At 62.5% G+C, this 21,779-nt stretch carries 17 protein-coding genes and 2 pseudogenes; 9 read left to right on the top strand and 10 right to left on the bottom strand.

Features of this window, described 5'->3' with window-relative positions:
* The first annotated feature begins 281 nt into the window (after window positions 1-281).
* From REH59_RS10360 to REH59_RS10345, 4 genes are all read left to right on the top strand, one after another.
* Window positions 282-1,334, top strand: a complete 1,053-nt coding sequence (locus tag REH59_RS10360; protein ID WP_014861705.1) for a 2,5-dihydroxypyridine 5,6-dioxygenase — start codon at window positions 282-284, stop codon at window positions 1,332-1,334.
* A gap of 70 nt (window positions 1,335-1,404) precedes the next feature.
* On the top strand, window positions 1,405-1,881 hold the full coding sequence (locus tag REH59_RS10355; protein WP_003251120.1) for a MarR family winged helix-turn-helix transcriptional regulator: 477 nt from the start codon (window positions 1,405-1,407) through the stop codon (window positions 1,879-1,881).
* 989 nt (window positions 1,882-2,870) lie between these two features.
* Entirely contained in the window at window positions 2,871-3,344 is a 474-nt protein-coding gene (locus REH59_RS10350; RefSeq protein WP_004577303.1) for a (2Fe-2S)-binding protein, read from the top strand.
* A complete protein-coding gene (locus REH59_RS10345; protein WP_014860170.1) occupies window positions 3,341-6,904 on the top strand; it encodes a molybdopterin cofactor-binding domain-containing protein in 3,564 nt (1,187 codons plus the stop codon). Before REH59_RS10350 ends, REH59_RS10345 begins: the two co-directional genes overlap by 4 nt.
* 3 nt (window positions 6,905-6,907) lie before the next feature.
* Here the strand turns inward: REH59_RS10345 and REH59_RS10340 are convergent, their stop codons facing one another.
* Window positions 6,908-7,546, bottom strand: a complete 639-nt coding sequence (locus REH59_RS10340) for a TetR family transcriptional regulator (RefSeq protein WP_014860169.1) — start codon at window positions 7,544-7,546, stop codon at window positions 6,908-6,910.
* A gap of 71 nt (window positions 7,547-7,617) precedes the next feature.
* On the opposite strand from REH59_RS10340, the pseudogene REH59_RS10335 reads away from it, so the two are divergent.
* Window positions 7,618-8,025, top strand: a pseudogene (locus REH59_RS10335) (XdhC family protein); the annotation flags it as partial.
* Between the two features lie 90 nt (window positions 8,026-8,115).
* Window positions 8,116-8,241 (top strand): annotated as a pseudogene (locus REH59_RS10330) (LysR family transcriptional regulator); the annotation flags it as partial.
* Here REH59_RS10330 and REH59_RS10325 read toward each other — a convergent pair.
* Complete coding sequence (locus REH59_RS10325; protein ID WP_014860166.1) at window positions 8,201-8,929, bottom strand: FadR/GntR family transcriptional regulator; 729 nt, start codon at window positions 8,927-8,929, stop codon at window positions 8,201-8,203. The pseudogene REH59_RS10330 and the gene REH59_RS10325 sit on opposite strands and share 41 nt — an antisense overlap.
* A gap of 96 nt (window positions 8,930-9,025) precedes the next feature.
* On the opposite strand from REH59_RS10325, the gene REH59_RS10320 reads away from it, so the two are divergent.
* Window positions 9,026-9,772, top strand: coding sequence for a FadR/GntR family transcriptional regulator (locus REH59_RS10320; protein ID WP_012051868.1), 747 nt, complete (start codon window positions 9,026-9,028; stop codon window positions 9,770-9,772).
* On the opposite strand, the gene REH59_RS10315 is transcribed toward REH59_RS10320, so the two are convergent.
* The 8 genes from REH59_RS10315 to REH59_RS10280 all read right to left on the bottom strand — a co-directional run bounded on the left by REH59_RS10315 (window position 9,757) and on the right by REH59_RS10280 (window position 19,796).
* Window positions 9,757-11,577: a glycosyl hydrolase family 28 protein gene (locus REH59_RS10315; RefSeq protein WP_014860165.1), complete on the bottom strand. Its 1,821-nt coding sequence runs from the start codon at window positions 11,575-11,577 to the stop codon at window positions 9,757-9,759. The two genes, REH59_RS10320 and REH59_RS10315, sit on opposite strands and share 16 nt — an antisense overlap.
* 28 nt (window positions 11,578-11,605) lie before the next feature.
* Window positions 11,606-12,382, bottom strand: coding sequence for an ABC transporter ATP-binding protein (locus REH59_RS10310; protein WP_014590407.1), 777 nt, complete (start codon window positions 12,380-12,382; stop codon window positions 11,606-11,608).
* An 11-nt stretch (window positions 12,383-12,393) separates the two neighbouring features.
* The gene (locus tag REH59_RS10305; RefSeq protein WP_012051865.1) at window positions 12,394-13,233 is read right to left on the bottom strand and encodes an ABC transporter ATP-binding protein; all 840 of its coding nucleotides are present in this window, start codon (window positions 13,231-13,233) and stop codon (window positions 12,394-12,396) included.
* An 11-nt stretch (window positions 13,234-13,244) separates the two neighbouring features.
* A complete protein-coding gene (locus REH59_RS10300) occupies window positions 13,245-14,159 on the bottom strand; it encodes an ABC transporter permease (RefSeq protein WP_012051864.1) in 915 nt (304 codons plus the stop codon).
* A gap of 61 nt (window positions 14,160-14,220) precedes the next feature.
* Window positions 14,221-15,831, bottom strand: a complete 1,611-nt coding sequence (locus REH59_RS10295) for an ABC transporter substrate-binding protein (protein WP_014860164.1) — start codon at window positions 15,829-15,831, stop codon at window positions 14,221-14,223.
* A gap of 48 nt (window positions 15,832-15,879) precedes the next feature.
* Entirely contained in the window at window positions 15,880-16,893 is a 1,014-nt protein-coding gene (locus REH59_RS10290) for an ABC transporter permease (protein WP_017148229.1), read from the bottom strand.
* Between the two features lie 68 nt (window positions 16,894-16,961).
* The gene (locus REH59_RS10285; RefSeq protein WP_014860161.1) at window positions 16,962-18,572 is read right to left on the bottom strand and encodes an ABC transporter substrate-binding protein; all 1,611 of its coding nucleotides are present in this window, start codon (window positions 18,570-18,572) and stop codon (window positions 16,962-16,964) included.
* Between the two features lie 69 nt (window positions 18,573-18,641).
* Window positions 18,642-19,796: a mandelate racemase family protein gene (locus REH59_RS10280; RefSeq protein WP_014590404.1), complete on the bottom strand. Its 1,155-nt coding sequence runs from the start codon at window positions 19,794-19,796 to the stop codon at window positions 18,642-18,644.
* A 341-nt stretch (window positions 19,797-20,137) separates the two neighbouring features.
* On the opposite strand from REH59_RS10280, the gene REH59_RS10275 reads away from it, so the two are divergent.
* Together REH59_RS10275 and REH59_RS10270 are read left to right on the top strand one after the other, a co-directional pair.
* A complete protein-coding gene (locus REH59_RS10275) occupies window positions 20,138-20,863 on the top strand; it encodes an oligogalacturonate-specific porin KdgM family protein (protein WP_012051859.1) in 726 nt (241 codons plus the stop codon).
* Window positions 20,864-20,938: 75 nt separating this feature from the next.
* Window positions 20,939-21,757 carry an NAD-dependent epimerase/dehydratase family protein gene (locus REH59_RS10270; protein WP_014860160.1) on the top strand — a complete coding sequence of 273 codons (819 nt, stop codon included), beginning with the start codon at window positions 20,939-20,941 and terminating at the stop codon, window positions 21,755-21,757.
* Window positions 21,758-21,779 lie beyond the last annotated feature (22 nt).

The raw sequence follows: 21,779 nt of genomic DNA, 5'->3' as shown, positions 1-21,779 counted from the left end.
CAACCGCCTGACGATTTAGAGCGTATACGCTACAAATGACCTTTGAAAAGAGCCCGCTGAAAATATTTTTCAAACAGCTGATCGAAACAGCACCCGGCTTACTGTTACCGTAAATACTGGATAATGTGTGGATATGTAACGTTTGAACAGATAACTTGCGCTCGCTGGCAGGATGCGTTTTCATCTGCAAAATAGGGTGTACACACTATTATTTTGCACCGAGATGAAGCACCAGGCACTGCCATGGTGCGCCCCTGTCAACGCCACCCAGGAGAACCCCGATGCCGGTGAGCAATGCACAACTGACCCAGATGTTCGAGCACGTACTGAAGCTGTCTCGCGTGGACGAAACGCAGAGCGTGGCCGTGCTCAAGAGCCACTACTCCGACCCGCGCACGGTCAACGCCGCCATGGAGGCCGCCCAGCGTTTGAAGGCCAAGGTGTATGCGGTAGAGCTGCCGGCGTTCAACCACCCGACCGCCATGGGCAACGACATGACGGCCTACTGCGGCGACACCGCGCTGACCGGCAACCTGGCGGCGCAGCGGGCGCTGGAAGCAGCCGACCTGGTCGTCGACACCATGATGCTGCTGCACTCACCCGAGCAGGAGCAGATTCTCAAGACCGGCACGCGCATCCTGCTGGCCGTGGAGCCACCCGAGGTGCTGGCGCGCATGCTGCCGACCGAAGACGACAAACGCCGGGTGCTGGCTGCCGAAACCCTGTTGAAACAGGCGCGCAGCCTGCATGTGCGGTCCAAGGCCGGTAGCGACTTCTACGCCCCGCTCGGCCAGTACCCGGCCGTGACTGAGTACGGCTATGCCGACGAACCGGGGCGCTGGGACCACTGGCCCAGCGGCTTTCTGTTCACCTGGCCGAACGAGGACAGCGCCGAGGGCACGCTGGTGCTGGACGTGGGCGACATCATCCTGCCGTTCAAGAACTATTGCCGCGAGCGCATCACCCTGGAAATCGAAAAAGGCTTCATCACCGGCATACATGGCGGCTTCGAGGCCGAGTACCTGCGTGACTACATGAAGTACTTCAACGACCCCGAGGTATACGGCATCTCACACATAGGCTGGGGCCTGCAGCCGCGCGCGCAATGGACGGCCATGGGCCTGCACGACCGCAACGACGGCATGTGCATGGATGCCCGTGCGTTCTACGGCAACTTCCTGTTCTCCACTGGCCCCAACACCGAGGTCGGCGGCAAGCGCAAGACCCCGTGCCACCTGGACATCCCGCTGCGCAACTGCGATATCTACCTGGATGACAAGGCGGTAGTGCTGGCCGGCGACGTGGTTGCACCAGAGGAGTCGCGAGCGCGATAGGGGTTATACTGGCCGGGCGCTCCGCTATTGGCGGCCGGCCAGCCTCTTTCCACCCAGCCCAAGCCATCCTATGTCGAAAAAAACCACCCCCAGCAGCGCCCCGCTCGACAACACCCCCTACGACGTTACCGAACAGGTCGGGCACTTGCTGCGCAAGGCCTACCAGCGGCACACGGCGATTTTCCAGCAGCAGGCCTGCGACCCGCAGCTTACCTCGATCCAGTTCGTCACGCTGTGCGCCCTGCGCGACCACGGCCCCAGCTCCCAGGCTGAACTAATCAAGGCCACCGCAGTGGACCAGGCAACCATCCGCGGCATCGTCGAGCGCCTGAAGGCCCGTGAGCTGGTGCAGCTTTCGCCAGACCCAGGCGACCGGCGCAAGGTCATCGTCGAACTCACCGAAAGCGGCGCGGCATTGCTCGATGCAATGATCCCCTGCGCCCGGCAGATCAGCGAACTGAGCATGGGCAGCTTGAATGCCGGCGAACGTGTAGCCATTTTGTACTTGCTGCGCAAGATGATCGACAGCGACGAAAACGCGGGCTGAAATTTGTTGTGACTGCCGCGGTGGCCGTCACAGATACGCGGCCTGAGAGATCGAGCGCCGCCCGCGCGGCGCATCGCGAGCAAGCTCGCTCACATTGGACACGCATCGGGGGTTGGGCGCAGGCCTTCGTAGGCGCAGGTTCACCCACGAATGGGCCGGGCCTGCTGGCCAATTTCCACCCGCCCTTCGCCGTTTCCGCCGCCACCGTATTCGCGGGTAAACCCGCTCCTACACACGCATCGGGGGTTCGGCACAGGCCGTCGTAAGCGCGGGTTCACCCGCGAATGGGCCGGGCCTGCTGGCCAATTTACACTTGCCGTTCACCGTTGCCGTCGCCACCGTATTCGCGGGTAAACCCGCTCCTACACACGCATCGGGGGTTGGGCGCAGGCCGTCGTAGACGCGGGTTCACCCGCGAATGGGCCGGGCCTGCTGGCCAATTTACACTTGCCGTTCACCGTTGCCGTCGCCACCGTATTCGCGGGTAAACCCGCTCCTACACACACATCGGTGGTTGGGCACAGGTCGTCGTAGGCGCGGGTTCACCCGCGAATGGGCCGGGCCTGCTGGCCAATTTACACTTGCCGTTCACCGTTGCCGTCGCCACCGTATTCGCGGGTAAACCCGCTCCTACACACACATCGGTGGTTGGGTAAAGGTCGTCGTAGGAGCGGGTTTACCCGCGAATGGGCCGGGCCTGCTGGCCAATCTCCACCCGCCGATCACCGTTGCCGCCGCTACCGTATTCGCGGGTAAACCCGCTCCTACACACACGCATCGGGGGTTCGGCACAGCGCGATGCGCCGCGCGGGCGGCGCTCGATTTCCCAGACGCCGACAATCTTCCTCCCTGCCCCCCACCACAGCGCTCTGCAAATTCATCCCTGGCCTGCTTCTTGCTCACTCATTTCATGTAGTGAGTACTTACCGAAACGCTCGCGTCATTTGAGTCCTTTGGTAGCGCAAGCAACCTCCAGAGATGAGCCAATAATGCAAACAACCATCTCCCTGCAGGTCAACGGCCAGCCCGTCGAAGTCAGCGCCATGCCTGACACCCCGCTGCTGCTGATCCTGCGCAACGACCTGTGCCTGAACGGCCCCAAGTACGGCTGCGGCCTGGGCGAGTGTGGGGCGTGTACGGTGATCATCGATGGCGTGGCCGCCCGCTCCTGCGTCATCCCCTTGGCCGGCGCCGCCGGCCGCGATATCACCACCCTCGAAGGGCTGGGCTGCAAGGCCGCGCCGCACCCGGTGCAACAGGCGTTCATCGACGAGCAAGCGGCCCAGTGTGGTTACTGCATGAACGGCATGATCATGACCGCCAAGGCCCTGCTCGATCGCATTCCCGAGCCCAGCGACGAACAGATTCGCAATGAGCTGTCCGGCAACCTGTGCCGCTGCGGCACCCACGTCGAAATCCTGCGCGCCGTGCGCCGCGCTGCCGAGACCCGGAGAAAGCCATGAACCACTCACAACAGGTGCCCAGCCGCGACCAACTGCTGGCCAAGACCGGCGTGTTGCTGATCGTCGACCAGATCACCCCACCCTCAGGCCCTGTGGCCAAGGGCGTGACACCTGCAGTCAAGGAACGTGAGCTGGCGCTGTTCATCGCGGTCAGCGACGACGGCATGGTCTACGCCTTCAATGGCCATGTCGACCTGGGCACTGGTATCCGCACCTCGCTGGCGCAGATCGTCGCCGAAGAGCTGGACGTGCGCATGGACCAGGTGCACATGGTGCTGGGCGACACCGAGCGGGCACCCAACCAGGGCGCGACCATTGCCAGCGCCACCCTGCAGATTTCCGCGGTACCGCTGCGCAAGGCCGCAGCCACAGCGCGACGCTATCTGTTGCAACAGGCCGCCCTACGCCTTGGCTGCCCGCCCGAAATGCTGCGCATTGAAGACGGCACGGTTATCGCCAGTAACGGCAGCACGCTGAGCTTTGCCGAACTGGTGCAAGGTGAGAACCTCCGGCTGCACATTGCCGACGACGCCCCGCTCAAGGCCATCGAGGACTACCGCCTGGTCGGGCGTAGCGCCGCACGGGTAGACATCCCTGGCAAGGCCACCGGCGAGCTGACCTATGTGCACGACATGCGCCTGCCCGACATGCTTCACGGTCGGGTCATCCGCCCGCCCTATGCCGGCCATGACAGCGGCGACTTTGTCGGCAACAGCCTGCTGGCGGTGGATGAATCCTCCATCGCCCATCTACCCGGCGTGGTCGCCGTGGTGGTCATCCGCGACTTCGTCGGCGTGGTGGCAGAGCGCGAAGAGCAAGCCATCCGTGCAGCCCATGAGCTGAAAATCAGCTGGAAGCCATTCACAGGCAAGCTGCCTGACCTTAGCGATGTCGCCCAGGCCATCCGCGACAACCCGCGCGTGCAGCGCACCGTGCTGGACCAGGGCGATGTCGACAGCGGCATCGCCAATGCCAGCCAGCGCCTGAGCCGCAGCTACCTGTGGCCGTACCAGCTGCACGCATCGATCGGCCCATCATGTGCGCTGGCCGACTTCACCGCAGGGCAGATCCGCGTGTGGTCAGGTACGCAGAACCCGCACCTGCTGCGCGCAGACCTGGCCTGGCTGCTGGCGTGCGACGAAGCACGCATCGAGATCATTCGCATGGAGGCAGCCGGCTGTTATGGTCGCAACTGCGCCGATGACGTGTGCGCCGACGCGGTGCTGCTGTCGCGTGCGGTGCAGCGCCCGGTGCGGGTGCAGCTGACCCGCGAACAGGAACACGTGTGGGAGCCCAAGGGCACCGCGCAGTTGATGGAAATCGACGGTGGCCTGAACGCCGATGGCAGCGTGGCCGCCTATGACTTCCAGACCAGCTACCCGTCCAATGGCGCGCCCACCCTGGCCCTGCTGCTGACCGGTGCCGTGGAACCGGTGCCGGCGCTGTTCGAGATGGGCGATCGCACGTCGATCCCGCCTTACGATTACGAACACATGCGCGTCACCATCAATGACATGACGCCACTGGTGCGTGCCTCATGGATGCGGGGTGTGTCGGCCATGCCCAACAGCTTCGCCCACGAGTCGTACATTGATGAGCTGGCCTTCGCCGCTGGCGTCGACCCGGTCGAATATCGCCTCAAGCACCTGTCCGACCCGCGCGCCATCGACCTGGTCAAAGCCACCGCTGAACGCGCGCAATGGCAGCCACATACCCGGCCCATGCAGACACAGGCCGAAGGTGATGTGCTGCGCGGCCGGGGTTTTGCCTATGCGCGCTATATCCACAGTAAATTCCCCGGCTTCGGCGCGGCCTGGGCAGCCTGGGTGGCTGATGTCGCAGTCGACCGGCGCACAGGCGAAGTGGCCGTCACTCGCGTGGTGATCGGCCACGATGCCGGCATGATGGTCAACCCCGAGGGCGTGCGTCACCAGATCCACGGCAACGTCATCCAGTCCACCAGCCGGGCGCTCAAGGAGCAGGTCAGCTTCGAAGAGTCGACGGTGGCGAGCAAGGAATGGGGCGGCTACCCGATCCTGACCTTCCCCGAGGTGCCAGCTATCGACGTAATGATGCTGCCGCGCCAGCACGAGCCGCCAATGGGCAGTGGCGAGTCAGCCTCGGTACCCAGCGCAGCGGCCATCGCCAATGCCATTTTCGACGCCACCGGCATTCGTTTTCGCGAGCTGCCGATCACTGCCGAACGCGTGCGCGCTGCGCTCGGTGGCGAAGGCCAAGGGCCAGATGCACCCGCGCCAGCGCAGCCGTCAACCAAGCGTTCGAAGTGGTGGTTCGGCTCGCTGGCCGGGGTGTTCGGCGCCGCATTGGGCATGCTTGCCACCGCCTTGCCCTGGCGCGCCGAAATCGCCCCGGTAACGCCACCTGGCGTCGGCAGCTGGAGCGCCGCCATGCTCGAGCGCGGGCGCCAGGTGGCGGCGGCCGGCGACTGCGCCGTGTGCCATACGGTCGGCGGCGGCAAGGTCAATGCCGGGGGGCTGGCAATGGATACGCCTTTTGGCACGTTGTACAGCACCAATATTACCCCCGACCCAGAAACCGGTATCGGCCGCTGGTCCTTCGCTGCCTTCGAGCGGGCCATGCGCGAAGGTATCAGCCGCGATGGCCGGCACCTGTACCCGGCGTTTCCCTACACCTCGTTTCGCAACATCAACGACGCCGACCTGCAAGCGCTGTATGCCTACCTGATGTCGCAAACCCCGGTACGCCAGGAAGCGCCCGCCAACCAGATGCGCTTCCCGTTCAACCAGCGGCCGCTGATGGCCGGTTGGAATGCGCTGTTTCTGCAACGCGGCGAATACCAGCCCGACCCGCAGCGCAGCGCGCAGTGGAACCGCGGTGCCTACCTGGTCGACGGCCTGGGCCACTGCACGGCCTGCCATTCGCCGCGCAACCTGATGGGCGCAGAAAAAGGCGGTAGCAGCTACCTTGCTGGCGGCATGGTCGATGGCTGGGAGGCCCCCGCCTTGAATGCCCTGGGCAAGTCATCGACGCCGTGGAGCGAAGACGAGTTGTTCAACTACCTCAGCACTGGCTTCTCCGAAAAACATGGCGTGGCGGCCGGCCCCATGGGCCCGGTGGTCAGTGAGCTTGCCACCCTGCCAAAAAGCGACGTGCGCGCCATCGCCCACTACCTCAGTTCCCTGGAGGGCGAGCCGCAGGCACTGGCCGCCAATGCCGCGCCCCAGGTGGACACGCACGTGTCGCTGAGCAACGGCGAGCGGGTATTCAAAGGTGCGTGCCTGGCCTGCCACAGTGATGGGCTGGGGCCGAAGCTGTTTGGCGTCAGCCCGTCGATGGCAGTCAACAGCAACGTCCATAGTGACCTGCCGGACAACCTGCTGCGCGTGGTGCTGCACGGCATTCCGACCCCGGCAACCCGCGACCTGGGCTACATGCCCGGTTTCAAGGACAGCCTGTCGGACCGCCAGGTAGCCGACCTCGCGGCCTACCTGCGCCATCGTTTTGCCGCCGACAAACCGGCCTGGCAAGGGCTGGCGTCCAAGGCTGCGCAGGTACGCGCCAACCCTGGCAGCCACTGAGGCTCAGCGGCGCAAGCCGCGCAGCGCAAGGTCACTGATGAAGGCCAGCCAATCGGCCTTGGCCTGCTTGTCGGCCAGGTCCACGGCCAGGAACGAGCTGAGCGTATGGCGGTTGGAGTTATAGAAGTAGCAGAGCGAGGCAATCATCAGGTAGGCGTGGGTAATGCAGATATCGTCGCGGAACAGGCCCTTTACTTGTCCGGCCTCGATGATCGGCCGCAGCACGCCGACCGCCTCGCCGGACAGCGCCCTGAGGTTTTGCGACTTGCGCGCGTGCAAGCCCTGGTGAAGGTTTTCGGTGGCGAGGATGGTGACGAATTCGGGGTGGCGCACATAATAGTCCCAGATGAATGCCACCAGTTCGCGCAGGGCCTGCTCAGGGTCGGCGAGGTCGAGGCGCAGCTTCGCTTCGGCCTGGTTGAAGCTGGCATAGATGTGCTCCAGCACACTGATGAACAGCTTTTCCTTGCTGCCGAAGTAGTAATAGATCATCCGGTCGTTGGACTTGGCCAGTGTGGAGATCTGCTCGATGCGCCCCCCAGTGAAGCCTTCCTTGCTGAAGACCCTCACTGCGGCCTTGAGAATATTGTCCCGGGTGCGGTCGGCCTGCTGGGCGCGAACACCGGTTTTGCGAGTTTGCATGTCGGTCCCTGTGGGGCTGGCCAGATACCCAACACTGCCACAGACATTGAGCCATTGCGCGGCTTTTTCGACTGGGCTGCGAGGTCATCGCCTGCGACCCGCGCGAGGAGATGGCGCACGTCGTAATCGAGGGCGCACAGATGCATCGGGTGCTGCCTTCTCTGTTCATTGCTGCGGGTGGTTGCCATGCGGCTACCGCCATTGTGGCGCTGACGCATGATCCGAAAATCGATGACCTGGCATTGATGGAGGCGGTGAATACCCCAGCGTTCTATATAGGCGCCATGGGTTCGGCGGCCACGTCAGCCCGTCGCGCCGAGCGGCTGCAGCGGATTGGCGGGCTGACCGACAAGCAGATAGAACGGCTGCACATGCCTATTGGGCTGGACCTGGGCAGCAAGGCGCCAGCGGAGATCGCGCTGGCGGTGATGGCGGATGTGCTGCGGGTTTATCGGGGCAAGGCGCGGGATGCGCTGTGAGGTCAGCCACCGCCCCAAGCCATCAAGCAGCCTGCGCCTGCCCCGCCAGCTGCCGGGCACGGTTCAGGTCGCCCTGCAAATCATCGCTTACTGCCGCCACCCGTGAAGTTGCCGAACATCGAGATCAACCTGTTCTGGCACAGACGGTACATCAAGGACCCGGCCAACCGCTGGCTCAGGCAATTGATGTTCGATCTGTTTTCGGACACTCGCTGACCGCGCGCTGGGCACGTGTCAGGCAGTTGACCAAGTGCAGCCGCATGGCAGCGCGGGCAGCACCGGCATCCTTGCGGGTAATCGCGGCATGCACTTGCTCACGCTCCCGCGCCTCCAGTGCCCGTTGCTCGGCATCGCCACCTGGCACTGCTTGCTGGGCCGCAGCCAACAAGGTATGCCCAAGATGGGTCATGGTGTCGATGAAAAAGCTGTTGCCCGTGCATTGGGCTATCTGCAGGTGAAACTCGAAGTCGGTACGCATGCAGGGTGCAGACTGCGTAGCGACACTCCCATCCAGCGCCGCCCGCATGGCAGCCAGTTGCTCTGGGGTGGCACGCTGGGCAGCAATGGCAGCCGCCTCGACTTCAAGGCAAAGCCGCAGCTCGATGATCGCCACCTCGTTGTATGCGCCCCCCATTACAGGGTTGGCACTCTGGAAGTCACCTGCCGGGATGGCGTCTACAACGAAGGTGCCGATACCACGACGGGTTTCTACCAGGCCTTCGGCCTGCAACCGTGACATGGCTTCGCGCACCACGGTACGGCTTACGCCACGCGCTTTGGTCACGGCTTCTTCAGTGGGCAATTTGCTTCCCGCTGGCAATTCGCCCGAGAGAATCTGCTGCGACAGGTCATGCACCAGTTGCTGGGCGAGATTCAGGCGTTTTTCCGGGGTGGCAGAAGCCATTGGGCGAACCTTTGCTAAGCGGAAGATCCCGGAGTATACCCGCTGCCCGGGGCCAAAACGCACTATACTGCCCGCTGCCAACACAAGAGCACAGTAATGCCGAACCCGACCGCCAGCCCCCCTCAACAGCCTCGCCGCCTGGCCGAAGCACTGGTCGAGCGCTTCGCCCAACGCATGCGTGAGGGCACGCTCAAGCGTGGTGACAAGCTGCCGACCGAAGCCACACTGATCGAAACCGAAGGCGTCAGCCGCTCGGTAGTACGCGAAGCGTTGTCGCGCATGCAGGCAGCGGGCCTGGTCGAGACCCGCCACGGCGTGGGCACCTTCGTGCTGGACATGCCGGCACCGGAGAGCTTCAACGTGGGGCCGGCAACCATCAGCCTGCTGTCCGATGTGCTCGACCTGCTGGAATACCGCCTAAGCCTTGAAGTGCAAGCCGCCGGCATGGCCGCCGAACGGGCCACGCCACAGGCACTCGAAGAACTGCAGCAAGCCTTGGAAGCCCTGATGCAAGGCCCGGAAAAATCCGGCAGCACGACCAACGCCGACTTCCAGTTCCACCTGAAAATTGCCAAGGCCGCGGGTAACCAGTACCTGATCGATATCATGAAGCACCTGGGCACCAAGATGATCCCCCGCACGCGCATGAACTCTGCCTATACCGGGCAGAGCAACCGCAGTACCTACCTGGCCGGTATCAATGCCGAACATCAGCAGATCTACGACGCCATCGCCAGCCGCCAGGTGGATGCGGCGCGCGCCGCCATGTACCTGCACCTGAGCAACAGCCGTATGCGCCTGCGTGAGGCGCAACGGCTACAGGCATTCTACAGCGAGGCCTGAGGCCCCGGCGCGGGCTCTACGTCCGTATAGACAAGCCCTTGGCTTCCCTGCACCTGCCAAGGGTTGGCACCCCCGGTGTCGGTGAAGCGAAGCCCGTCGAAACGCGAATCCTTGAGGCCATCGATCTTCACCAGGGCTGGCCCGCGAAAGCGCACTCGTTCAAACACCAAGCCCTGATGCCAGGCGCCATGGCTGCTATCGCCCTTGACCTCGATGGCAGCGGTGCGGGCGTTTTCAACGCTTACGTCGCTGACCGTGATATCCCGGAACTGCCCCGCCACCGCCGAGCGCTTGTAATCGAGCTTGGCATTCGGGTCGTTGTAATCCAGGGTGAAGATGAAGGCCTGTTTTGCCGTGTTGCGGATGGCCGAATCACGGAAAGTGACGTGGCGTGCGCCGCCGCCCATGAAGTTGGTGCTTTTCATGCGCAGCCCGGCATCGGTGCCATCGGAGACGTTGTCCTCGGCCAGGATGTTCTGAATCCACGCGCCGGTATGGCTGCCCGCCACGACCATCCCATGGCCTTTGCGGAAATAGTTGTTGAAGATCCAGGCCTCCTCCTGCGCCTTCTGGTGGACCGCATCCGCCCCGGTGCCGGCGGCGAAGTTGACGCAGTCGTCTCCGGTGTCGAAGAAGTTGTTGAACACCAGGGCGCCGCGGCTGTTGGCAAACTCGATACCGTCGCCGTTGTTGGCGTCGTAGGTACGGTGCGTGGTGTTAGCCAGCACCACATTCTGCGTCTCCAGGTTCATGATGCCGTGGTAGGCCGGGTTGACCACCGTGAAGCCACCATAGAACACGTTTTTCACATTGCGCAGGGTAATCAGCGAGGAACGCATCTGACCGTAGGCGTCCTTGACGTTCATGCCCTCGGCCACCGCCCGCTCCACCTGAGCCTTGGCCAGCACGCCATCGTGCATGTAGCGGCTGTTGTCGCTGGGCAGGTAGAAGGGCAAGGCTTGCCCGCGCTCGTCGAGCACATCCGGGTTACGCTTCCAGCCATTGCCGTCGATGGTGCCCTTGCCGACGATGCGGATATTCTCGAAGGCCTGATGCGCACGCGGGTCGCGCGGCAAGGCATTGATCAGCGAGGCCGGACGCACGGTGGTGGAATACGGGTACTGGATATAGCCCTGGCGCGGGTAGTCCTCGGCACGCTCGGAACCTAACAGGGTAGCGCCCTCGGCGATTTCCAGGGTCATGTCGCTCTTGAGGTAAAGCGCCCCGCTCTTGTACGTGCCGGCAGGCAGCAACACCTTGCAGCCCTTGCTGCAAGCATCGATGGCACGCTGAATGGCAGCCGTGTCGAGCGCCTTGCCATCGCCCTTGGCACCGTAGCGCTGCACGTTGAACAGCGCCGGTATGGCCGTGGTTCGCTGCACAACCACGGGGCTGTCAGCAGACTCCTTGCCATTGCGATCGACCGAGCGCACGGTGAAGTGGTACTCGGTATCGGGGGCAAGCCCTTGGGCGGTGAAGCTGTGAATGGCGATGCGGTGGTGGAAGTTGTGCAGGTCCTGCTCGTAAAACCGGTCGATGTACGGTTTGGCCGGTGACACCTGCTCGTTGTTGGCGTTGCTTGCACCCAGCAACCGGCCATTGGCGTACACGTGGTAGTCGACGATCTCGGCATGGCTGGCGGGCTTTTCCCATACCAGGATGATCTGCCGGTCGTCGTAGGCCAGCGTCGGCACCTGGACCTTTGCAGGTGCCTCTACGGCCCACAGCGGCAAGCTGCTGCCCATGGCCAGGGCAACCACGGCAGCACGCACCCGCGAAGCGGGCGCAAGGTTGGCATTCGGCATCTTCTTATCTTCCTTGTAATTGCCGGGTTCAGGCCGACATGGCCGGGGCACGATCTGCGCTGAAGTCACGGCTGGCTTGCACCAGCATTCGTGTGTAATCGTGGGTGGCCTGGTCCTGGCTCAGTGCCCGGCAGTCCAGTTGCTCGACGATACGCCCCTGCTGCATCACCGCGACCTTGTCACACAGATGGCTGACCACACCCAGGTCGTGCGTCACCATCAGGTAGGTGAGCTTCTCGCGCTGACGCAGGTCGGACAACAGGTTGAGAATTTCTGCCTGCACCGACACATCCAGCGCCGACGTGGGCTCATCGAGCAACAGCACCCTAGGCTCAAGAATCAACGCCCGGGCGATAGCCACGCGCTGACGCTGGCCACCGGACAGCTGGTGCGGGTAGCGGTAACGGTAGCTGTCGTTGAGACCTACCTTGACGAGGATGTCGTTGATGCGATCGTTGCGCTCATCCATGCCGTGGATCACCAGCGGCTCGCGCAGTGCAGTGTCGATGGTATGGCGCGGGTGCAGCGAACCATAGGGGTCCTGGAACACCATCTGCACCTTGCGAAAGTGCTCCTTGGGGAGCTTGTGTTGCAACGGCACGCCGTCAATGCTCAGGGCTCCGCTCCAGTGCCGGTACTGGCCGGCCAGGCAGCGCAATACCGTGGTCTTGCCAGAGCCGGACTCCCCCACCAGGCCAAATGACTCGCCATCTTCGACACTCAGGTCGACATTGTGCAGCACCTGGTTGAGCGTGGCGCCAACGCCAAAGCTAAGGTTCAATGCGTGTGCTTGGATCATGGACATGGTCAGTTACCTCAGCAGGAGAGCCACAGTGGGTCGCGTTGCAACACGGGCAAACGCGGGCGGCGGTTGTCCATGCTTGGCAAAGCGGCCAGCAGGCCTCGGGTGTAGGGATGTTCGGCACGGTGCAGGTCACTGGCAGCCAGCGACTCCACCACGCGCCCGGCATACATCACCAGCACCCGGTCACAGTAATTGCGCACCAGGTTCAGGTCGTGGCTAACGAAGATCAGCCCCATCTGCTGCTCCACCACAAGCTCTTCGAGCACGTTGAGCACCTGCTGTCGCACCGAAACATCCAGCGCCGAGGTCGGCTCGTCAGCGATGATCACTTCCGGGCTGGTGATGACCATCATCGCGATCATGATGCGCTGGCCCATGCCGCCGCTGACCTCATGCGGATAAAGATCGTAGACGCGCTTCGGGTCGCGGATATGCACCTTGTCGAGCATCTGCAGCACCCGCTCACGGGCGTCGTTGCGGCTGGCCTTGTGGTGCGCCAGGTACGCCTCGGCAATCTGGTCACCCACCCGCACCACCGGGTTGAGCGAATACTTGGGGTCTTGCATGATCATCGAGATGCGCTGGCCGCGAATTTTCTGCATGGTCTTTTCGCTGGCACTGAGCAGGTCGACATCGCCGAACTGCAGGGCCTTTGCGGTGATCTGCGCGCTGCCGGGGTGCAGCTTGAGCAAGCTGCGGCCCACGGTGGACTTGCCCGAACCGGACTCACCCACGATGGCGAGCTTTTCCCGGCCCAGGGTGAAGGACACATCACGCACCGCGTGCATCACTTTCTTGCCGTTGACGAAGCGCACATTGAGCGATTCGACATTGAGTTTGACTGCTGACATAAAGCCTCCGGTTACTCGCTACGCGGGTCGAGAATGTCCCGCAGGCCATCGCCCAGCAGGTTGAACGCCAGGCTCACCAGCATGATTGCCGCACCGGGTACGGCTACCAGCCACCAGCACTCGAGCATGTAGCGCCTCCCCGTGGAGATCATCGCCCCCCACTCCGGCAAAGGCGCCTGCGCCCCTAGCCCGAGGAAGCCCAGCGCCGCCGCGGTAAGGATGATGCCGGCCATGTTCATGGTCAGGCGGATGATCACCGACGACAGGCACATCGGCACGATATGGCGCAGGATGATGCGTGTCGAAGACGCGCCCTGCAGTTCGACCGCCACCACGAAGTCGGCCTTGCGCAGCGACAGGGTTTCGGCCCGGGCCAGCCGTGCGATCGGTGGCCAGGAGGTTAACGCAATAGCCACCACCGCATGCTCAAGGCCAGGGCCCAATGCGGCGATGAAGGCCAGCGCCAGCACCAGGCTGGGGAACGAAATGAAAATGTCGGTGACGCGCATGAACACGGTATCGACAATGCCGCCGAAGTAGCCCGATACCGTGCCGATGAACAGGCCGATCGGGCCGACGATGACCGTCACCAGGGCGATGATGTAGAGGGTGATACGCGCGCCATAGACCAGCCGGCTAAAGATATCCCGGCCGTATTCGTCGGTACCGAACCAGTGCGCGGCACTGGGTGCCTGCAAGGCGTTGGCGAGGTTCTGGATGACCGGGTCGTGGGTGGCGATCCACGGCGCGAACGCCGCTACCACGACCAGCAGCAAGGCCACCAGCAAGCCCGCCAGGGTCATAGGGTTGCGGACCAGCAGGCGCAACACCCGCAGGCTGCTTTTGCCAAGGGCCTCAAGGCTGGACGCCGGGGCATCGGCCTGCCGCTTGGCGGTAGATTCGGTAGAAGATATGTTGGCAATCATCGGCAAGTTCTCGATGTGGAGTCATGGCCGCTCGGGGTACCCGTGAGCCCCCGGACGGTACTCAACGTTGCTTGTAGACGCCCAGGTAGCGGGTGGCTTCGGCGTCGTCGCCAGTGAAACCCTTGACGTCGGCTGCGCTTACGGCGGTGTCGGTCATCTGCGAAATCATCATGATCGGCCCCACCTCGTCGTCGTACAGTTTCTGCGCCTGCTGGTACATGGCCAGGCGTTTGGCCGCATCGCGCTCGCCCCCCACCCGGTCGATCAGGTCATTCAGCGGGGGGCTGAAGAACGACGCTCGCCAGCCCTGGAAGTTGGGCAGGCCAGCACTGTCACTGTTGTCGGGGTTGTAGACGAAGGTGCGCAGGCTGAAATACGGGTGCGGATAACGCTCGGCGCCCCGCGCCACGATCATCTCAAAGTTGCGCGCGCGCATGGCGCCATACACCTGGTTGCCGGTACCGGTGACGATAGTGGCCTTGATGCCACCTTCAGCCAGGGTCGACTGCATACGTGCAGCGATATCAATGAAGGGAGGTTCGGACAGCGTGCGAATGGTTGTATTGAAACCTTGTGGGTAGCCCGCCTCTGCCAGCAGTGCCTTGGCTTTGGCGACATCCAGCTTGTAGCCCGGGTCGGGCAACCGGGCCTCGAGCCCAAGCTGCATCGGCTGCTGGTTGAGCTTGCCGTAATGCGGCATCACCTGCTGGTCCAGGCCCTGGTAGTCGATCAGGTTACGCACCGCTTCGCGGACTTTGCGGTTGGCAAACTCCGGCTGCTTCATGCTCATCGCCACGTAGTACAGGGTGCCGCGCTGCAACGCTTGCACCTGGAGTGTGTCGGAACTCTCGATGGCCTTGATATCCGGCGCAGCCATACCGTAGGCCAGGTCCAGGTCACCGCGTTCGAGCATCAGGCGCAGTGACTGCGACTCGGTCATGTGGCGGACCAGCACTCGCTTCATCTTCGCCGGGCCTGCCCAGTACCCGTCGAAACGGGTCATCACCAGCGCATCGTTGGCGCTCCACTTGGTCAGGGTGAACGGCCCGCTGCCTGCCTCATTGGTGACCAGCCAGGCCGCGCCCAGGTCACCGTTCTTCTCATGCTTGAGCACTTGCTGGCGGTCGACCACGACAGCGCTGGGGGACACAGCCAGCGAGTCGATCACCAGCAACGGGTCGGTCGGCTGCGGCAGGTCGATCACCAAGGTATGGCTATCGGTCGCACGGATCAGCTTTTGAATGTTTTCGACACTGTAGCCGTAGGCCTTCCAGGTGGTAGCCAGGCCATAGTTGAGCTTCATCACCCGGTACAGTGACCAGGCCACATCTTCGGCAGTGAGCGGGTTGCCGGAATGGAACAGGACATCACCGCGCAGGTGGAAGGTGATCTGCTTGCCGTCTTCGCTGACGTCCCAGCGTTCAGCCAGTTGTGGCAGGTGCTTGTCCGGGTTGCCCTGGTCGCGCTTGATGAGCGTGTCGTAAAGGTTGGCATTGATGCCAGAGGCATCCAGGCCGGGCGCGTTGGCCGGGTCGATGGAGAACAGGTTGACCATGCTCATGCCGACGATCAACTGGTCGCCAGGGGTTTTCGCCTGCACCACAGCGAGCGGGCCGAGCAGCAGCGCTGCGCCCAGCAAAGCCATACGCAGCGGCGGGAATACAGTCTTCATGGCGCATCCTTTTTTATAGTTATTCAATGTGTTCACGCTGAGCGGGAATTAGCGGGTCCTTGGGTCGAACACCTTGTACAGGGCGTCGCTTATCAGGTTGAGCGCAACGAAAATCAGGCCGATGATCAACACGCAGCCCATCACTGCATTCATGTCACCGAGCATCAGGCTGCTGGTGAGGTATTGGCCGAAGCCAGGCCAGGCAAACACGGTTTCGATCAGCACCGCCCCCTCCAGCAACGAGCCATAGGCCAGGGCGACCACCGTGAGCAACTGCACGAGGATATTGCGGAACGCGTGGTTCCAGACCACCTGGCGCCGCGACAGCCCCTTGACCCTGGCAGTGATGATGTATTCCTGCGACAGTTGCTCGAGCATGAAGCTACGGGTCATGCGGCTGATGTAGGCCACCGAGTTCAGGCCCAGGATCAACGCCGGCAGAACGATATGGCGCAACGCGCTGGTGAAGGCCTCCCAGTCACGCGCCAGCGCCGTGTCGATCAGCAGCAGGCCGGTAACCTCATCGACCATGCCGTCATAGGCCAGGTCGATGCGCCCTGCGCCACCCGCCCAACCCAGCCAGGCGTAGAACACCAGCAGGCCCATCATGCCGACCCAGAAAATAGGCGTGGAATAGCCGAACAAGGTAATGACCCGTGCGACATGGTCGCCGACCCGCCCCTGATTGCTGGCAGCCACCACGCCCAGTGGCAGACCGATCAGCACGCCAAACAGAATGGCCAGCGTTGCCAGCTCGATGGTGGCCGGGAACACCCGCTTGATGTCATCGAGTACCGGGTGACCGGTGAGCAGTGCATTGCCGAAATCACCGTGCAGCAAGTCGTTCAAGTACAGCCCGAACTGGGCCCAGATCGGTTTGTCCAGGCCCATCGCCCGGTATACCTGGTCGTAGGTGGAGCTGTCGGCATCCGGGCCAACTACCGCCAGCACGGGGTCCAGCGGCATGACCCGGCCGATGAAGAACGTCAGCGCCAGCAGGCCAAGCAAGGTCACCAGCACCGTGCTGGCCCGGCGGGCAGTACCCGATACACGGGCACCCATTACAGAGGCAGTCGAAGCAAACATAACAGGCTCCTGAAAAAGCAATCACCAATCACGCAGGCTTGACCTCAGCGCGACTTGTAGACGTCTTTGTAACGGGTGGTGGCCGCGGTATGGCCTTGGTAGTCCTGCACATCGTGGTAGAGCACCACGGTGTCGGTCATCTGCGACACAGGCAGGATGGCCCCCACCTGCTCGTCCAGGGTTTTCTGGATTTGCTGGTACTGGGCCAGTTGCTGCGCCTTGTCGGGTTCGACTTCCGCCTGCTCGATCAGGTTGTTCAGCTCGGGGCTGTAGAACGAGGTACGCCAGCCCTGGAAGTTGCTCAGCTTGGCTTCGTCGCGGTTGTCCGGGTTGTACACCAGGGTGCGCAGGCTTGAATGCGGATGCCGTTCAGCACCACCGCCGCCGCGCCCGACCAGGATGTCGAAGCTGCGCTCACGCATGGCACCGTAGATCTGGTTGCCGGTACCGGTGACGATGGTGGCCTTGATACCGGCCTGGGCCAAGGTCGACTGCAGGCTGGACGCAATGTTGATGAAAGGTGGCTCGGTGAGCACGCGGATGGTGGTCTTGAAGCCCTCGGGGTAGCCCGCTTCGGCCAGCAGTTTTTTCGCTTCGGCCACGTTCAGGGCATAGCCCGGATCATCCAGCCTTGCTGGCAGGCCAAGCGGTAGCGGGCGCTGATTGAGCTGGCCATAGTGCGGCATCACGGTCTGGTTGATGCCTTGATAGTCGATCAGCGAACGAACCGCCCGGCGTACGCGCACATCGTCGTAGGGTTTGCTCTTCACGCTCAGGGCAACGTAGTACAACGTTCCGCGCTGCACGGTCTGGGTACGAACGTTGTCAGACTTCTCCAGCGCCTCGATGTCTGGCGCGGACATGCCCTTGGCCAGGTCCAGGTCGCCCCGCTCCACCATCAACCGCAGTGACTGCGACTCGGTCATGTTGCGCATGACGATGCGTTTGAGCTTGGCTGGGCCACCCCAGTACCCGTCAAAACGGTTCATCAGGATGACATCGTTGGCGCGCCACTCCTTGAGCACGAACGGCCCGCTACCAGCCGCGTGGGTGGCCAGCCAGGCACTGCCCATGTCATCGCCCTTCTGGTGCTGCTGCACCACCTTGCGGTCGAGGATGAATGCGCTGGGCGAAGTTGCCAGGGTATTCAGCACCAGCAACGGGTCAGTCGGCCGCGGTAGCTCGATGACGAAGGTTGAGTCATCAACAGCGCGCATGTGCTGATCGACATTGCCCGCAGAAAACCCGTAGGCCTTCCAGGTCGACGCCAAGGCCAGGTTAAGTTTGAGTACGCGCTGCAGCGACCAGGCGACATCCTCGGCACTTAGCGGGTTACCGGACTGGAACGTTACGCCCTGGCGCAGGTTGAACGTGAGGGTCTTGCGGTCATCGCTGACCTGCCAGCTTTCTGCCAGCGCTGGCAGCAGCCGGTCCGGCTGACGCACGTCCTGCACCAGCAGCATGTCGTAGAGGTTGGCATTGACCTCGGACACATCCAGCCCGGTGGCCGCCGCCGGGTCGAGGGACAGCAGGTTGATCATGCTCATACCGACGATCAACTGATCCGCCGGGGTTTTCGCTAAAGCAGCAGGTACCGAGGTCAGCGCCAGAGACGCAGCAAAGACCCCCGCCCAGAGTGTGGGGATAACGCTCATGTGAGATCGCCTTCTTATAGTTATTGGACGCTCGGGCGGCACGCAGCGACGCGTGCCGCCATGCACGAATCAGAAGCTTTGCAGCGTATTGGTTTCGACGTAGTCGAAGTCGATGTCTTCCCCAAGGCCAGGCAAGTTCGACAGGTGCACATAGCCGTCTTCGTCCATCGGGTCGACCAGACGCTTGAGATAGGCAGGTACCTCGTCGTAGTCAAGGAATGGGTGCAGCAGACCGCGCTCGTACCAGGTGCAGTTCTTGATTGCCCCCACGACCGCCAGGTTGGCGGCGCCGTTGCCATGGATCTCGCAATCCATGCCGAACGATTCGGCCATGTGCGCAACCTTCAGACACGGTGCAATGCCACCCACACCGGCAACCCCCGCACGCAGGATGTCGCACACATCGTTCTTGACCCAGCTCGCCCGGCTCAGGTGCTTGCCGCCGAGGCTTTCCGGGCCTAGCACCGGGATATCCAGCTGCCCGGAAAGCCAGGCGTAGGACTCGGCGGAGTCTTCCATCATTGGCTCTTCGAACCAGGCAAAGTCGAGCTTCTCCAGGGCACGGCCGATAGTGAGGGCCTCGGTGCGGCTGTACCAGTGATAGCCATCGATCATCAGCGCAATGTCCGGCCCCACGGCTTCGCGCACGGCGGCGCATGCCTTGATGTCCATGCTCACGCTGGGCGCGAACGACACCGGCGGCATCCAGGTGTGCAGCTTGATCGCCTTGTAGCCACGCTTGACCAGGGTTTCGGCGAAGCGACCGTACTCTTCCGGAGTGGACAGACCGCCGGGCAGCTCATCGCCGCACATGGTCGAGCCATAGGCCGGCACCTTGTCGCGGTAGCCGCCGATCAGCTTATGCACCGGCAGGTTCAGCTTGCGACCGGCCCAATCCCACAGCGCCTGCTCGACCAGCGCCAGGGCACGGTCGGTCAGCTGGCTGGCGCTACCGCGCTGCCAGTGCGCCAGGTCGTGCCAGATTTTTTCGCGGTCAAAGGCATTGGCGCCAACCAGCACCTTGCGCACGAAATTATCCAGCACATAAGGGCGAATGAGCTCGGGTGCGCCCAGCGCATAGCCTTCGCTGCCGCACTCGGTCCTGATGCGCAGCAGGGCCATCCTGGCCTGGGTCACATCACCTGGGTGGGCATGGCCGGCGCTGTCTACGGCGCGGCGCGTGGGGTAGGAAAATACCTGGACGGTTACAGCAGTAATGATCATGGACGTCTGAGCCTTCTTATTGGATTTGTGGCGAGTGAGTCACGCTCTGGGGCCATCCTACGTCATCATACAACATTTGAAAAGCGCCAGTTAAAACCCGATAAAACCTCCGATTCATGATGCCTGCAGCAATCATGAGACCCCGAAAGAAAAGCAAACACACCCTTGAAACACGCCTAATAGAGCCATCAAGCAATGTGATCAGACAACATTTCAATAATTCGTAGACAGCTCCACAGTCGTACGATAACTTATTTTAAAAATCACGGAGCGCTGACCACCTCGACCACCTTGCTCACCCGCCTCATCACGTCCTCAACAAAAACAAAAAAAGAGATCGCATGAACATCACACTTCGCCGCCTCATCGCCGCCAGTACGCTCGGCCTGTCGTTCTACGCCTGCGCAGACTCCGCCAGCATCAACTACCGGCACACGTTCACCGAAGATGACAGCATTCATTCCGACCGGATAAAGCTGAGTTACCGCAAGGACAGCGGCCTGGGGTTTGCCGCAGAAATCAAATACAAGACTGCCGGCGACCGCGAAGACGTCGCCTACGACAACATGGTCAACAACGGCCATGAGTTCACCGTGGACTACAACTACAAGATGAGCCCCCGGTCGACCTGGACCCCAGCCTTCCAGATGGACAGCACCAAGGATGCGACCACCTACAAGTTCGGCTTGAAGTACAACTACAAGCTCAGCGACACCTGGTACGTCGCCACCCGCGTGCGCCACGACGCACGCAACCTCGACCGCGACCAGATTGACCACAGCAAGCCGGACCGCGCCAAGGACAACCAGAACACCACCCGCCTTGAAGGCTGGCTCGGCTATACCCCCAGCGGCCCGTGGGCATTCGAATACCAGTACATCCACTTCACCACCGACTACATCCGCTACGACAACAAGAAGCGCGACTACGAGCAGAACCTGATCATCAAGTACAAGCTCAACAAACAGTGGGCACCGTTCATGGAGGTGGGCGACATCAAGGTCAACAGTTACACGGACGATCGCCAGGCCCGTTGGCGCCTGGGTATCCAGTACAACTTCCTGTAAGGGCTATCGCCCGCCCATGCCGGTGTCGTTCCTGCACGGCACCTTCATGCAATTTCAGTAAAAGGCCCCAGTACAATGACCACGACCACCCGCAAACCCTTCAACCGCCTGCTGCTCACCGGTGCTGCCGGCGGGCTCGGACACGTGCTTCGCGAAGCACTGCAAGCGCACGCCGACATCGTGCGCGTATCGGACATCAGCCCAATGACACCGGCCGAGGACGAGCATGAAGAAGTTATCCATTGCGACCTGGCGGACAAGGCCGGCGTACTGGCCCTGGCCAACGGTGTAGACGCTATCGTGCACCTGGGTGGGATCTCTACCGAACGCGCTTTCGAAGAAATCCTGCAAGCGAACATCATCGGCACCTTCCACATCTACGAGGCTGCCCGCAAGCACGGGATCAAACGTGTGGTCTTTGCCAGTTCCAACCACGTCACCGGCTTTTACCCCCAGGGCGAAAAAGTGGATGCGCATTCGCCGCGCCGGCCGGACTGCTATTACGGGCTGTCGAAGGCCTACGGCGAAGACCTGGCAACGTTCTATTTCCACCGCTACGGCATCGCAACCGTCAGCCTGCGTATCGGCTCCTCCTTCCCCGAACCCCGCAATGTGCGCATGTTGTCCACCTGGCTGAGCTATGGCGACCTGGCACACCTGGTGGAGCGCGCATTGCTGGCCGAGAACGTTGGCCACACCGTTGTGTATGGCGTCTCCGCCAACCGCGACCTGTGGTGGAGCAACCGCTACGCCGCGCACCTGGGTTTCAACCCGAAGGACAGTGCCGAACGCTTCCGCCCGGCACTGGAGCAGCAGCCGAAACCCGCCGCGAATGACCCGACTGCTCATCTGCAAGGTGGCGCCTTCACCGCTGCCGGACCTTTTGGCGACTGACCCCCGATAGAGTGCAGAATGC

Origin of the sequence: Pseudomonas sp. BO3-4, assembly GCF_034044115.1 — a bacterium.
Classification (GTDB): Bacteria; Pseudomonadota; Gammaproteobacteria; order Pseudomonadales; family Pseudomonadaceae; genus Aquipseudomonas; species Aquipseudomonas alloputida.
The sequence above is the reverse complement of the archived record's forward strand: the minus strand, read 5'-3'. Positions and strand labels throughout refer to the sequence as shown.

Coding starts and splice junctions, on each gene's coding strand:
- REH59_RS10345 (WP_014860170.1), top strand. CDS start 3,341: ATGAACCACTCACAACAGGTGCCCAGCCGCGACCAACTGCTGGCCAAG.
- REH59_RS10305 (WP_012051865.1), bottom strand. CDS start 13,233: ATGTCAGCAGTCAAACTCAATGTCGAATCGCTCAATGTGCGCTTCGTC.
- REH59_RS10285 (WP_014860161.1), bottom strand. CDS start 18,572: ATGAGCGTTATCCCCACACTCTGGGCGGGGGTCTTTGCTGCGTCTCTG.
- REH59_RS10310 (WP_014590407.1), bottom strand. CDS start 12,382: ATGTCCATGATCCAAGCACACGCATTGAACCTTAGCTTTGGCGTTGGC.
- REH59_RS10290 (WP_017148229.1), bottom strand. CDS start 16,893: ATGGGTGCCCGTGTATCGGGTACTGCCCGCCGGGCCAGCACGGTGCTG.
- REH59_RS10275 (WP_012051859.1), top strand. CDS start 20,138: ATGAACATCACACTTCGCCGCCTCATCGCCGCCAGTACGCTCGGCCTG.
- REH59_RS10280 (WP_014590404.1), bottom strand. CDS start 19,796: ATGATCATTACTGCTGTAACCGTCCAGGTATTTTCCTACCCCACGCGC.
- REH59_RS10270 (WP_014860160.1), top strand. CDS start 20,939: ATGACCACGACCACCCGCAAACCCTTCAACCGCCTGCTGCTCACCGGT.
- REH59_RS10295 (WP_014860164.1), bottom strand. CDS start 15,831: ATGAAGACTGTATTCCCGCCGCTGCGTATGGCTTTGCTGGGCGCAGCG.
- REH59_RS10315 (WP_014860165.1), bottom strand. CDS start 11,577: ATGCCGAATGCCAACCTTGCGCCCGCTTCGCGGGTGCGTGCTGCCGTG.
- REH59_RS10350 (WP_004577303.1), top strand. CDS start 2,871: ATGCAAACAACCATCTCCCTGCAGGTCAACGGCCAGCCCGTCGAAGTC.
- REH59_RS10320 (WP_012051868.1), top strand. CDS start 9,026: ATGCCGAACCCGACCGCCAGCCCCCCTCAACAGCCTCGCCGCCTGGCC.
- REH59_RS10360 (WP_014861705.1), top strand. CDS start 282: ATGCCGGTGAGCAATGCACAACTGACCCAGATGTTCGAGCACGTACTG.
- REH59_RS10325 (WP_014860166.1), bottom strand. CDS start 8,929: ATGGCTTCTGCCACCCCGGAAAAACGCCTGAATCTCGCCCAGCAACTG.
- REH59_RS10340 (WP_014860169.1), bottom strand. CDS start 7,546: ATGCAAACTCGCAAAACCGGTGTTCGCGCCCAGCAGGCCGACCGCACC.
- REH59_RS10355 (WP_003251120.1), top strand. CDS start 1,405: ATGTCGAAAAAAACCACCCCCAGCAGCGCCCCGCTCGACAACACCCCC.
- REH59_RS10300 (WP_012051864.1), bottom strand. CDS start 14,159: ATGATTGCCAACATATCTTCTACCGAATCTACCGCCAAGCGGCAGGCC.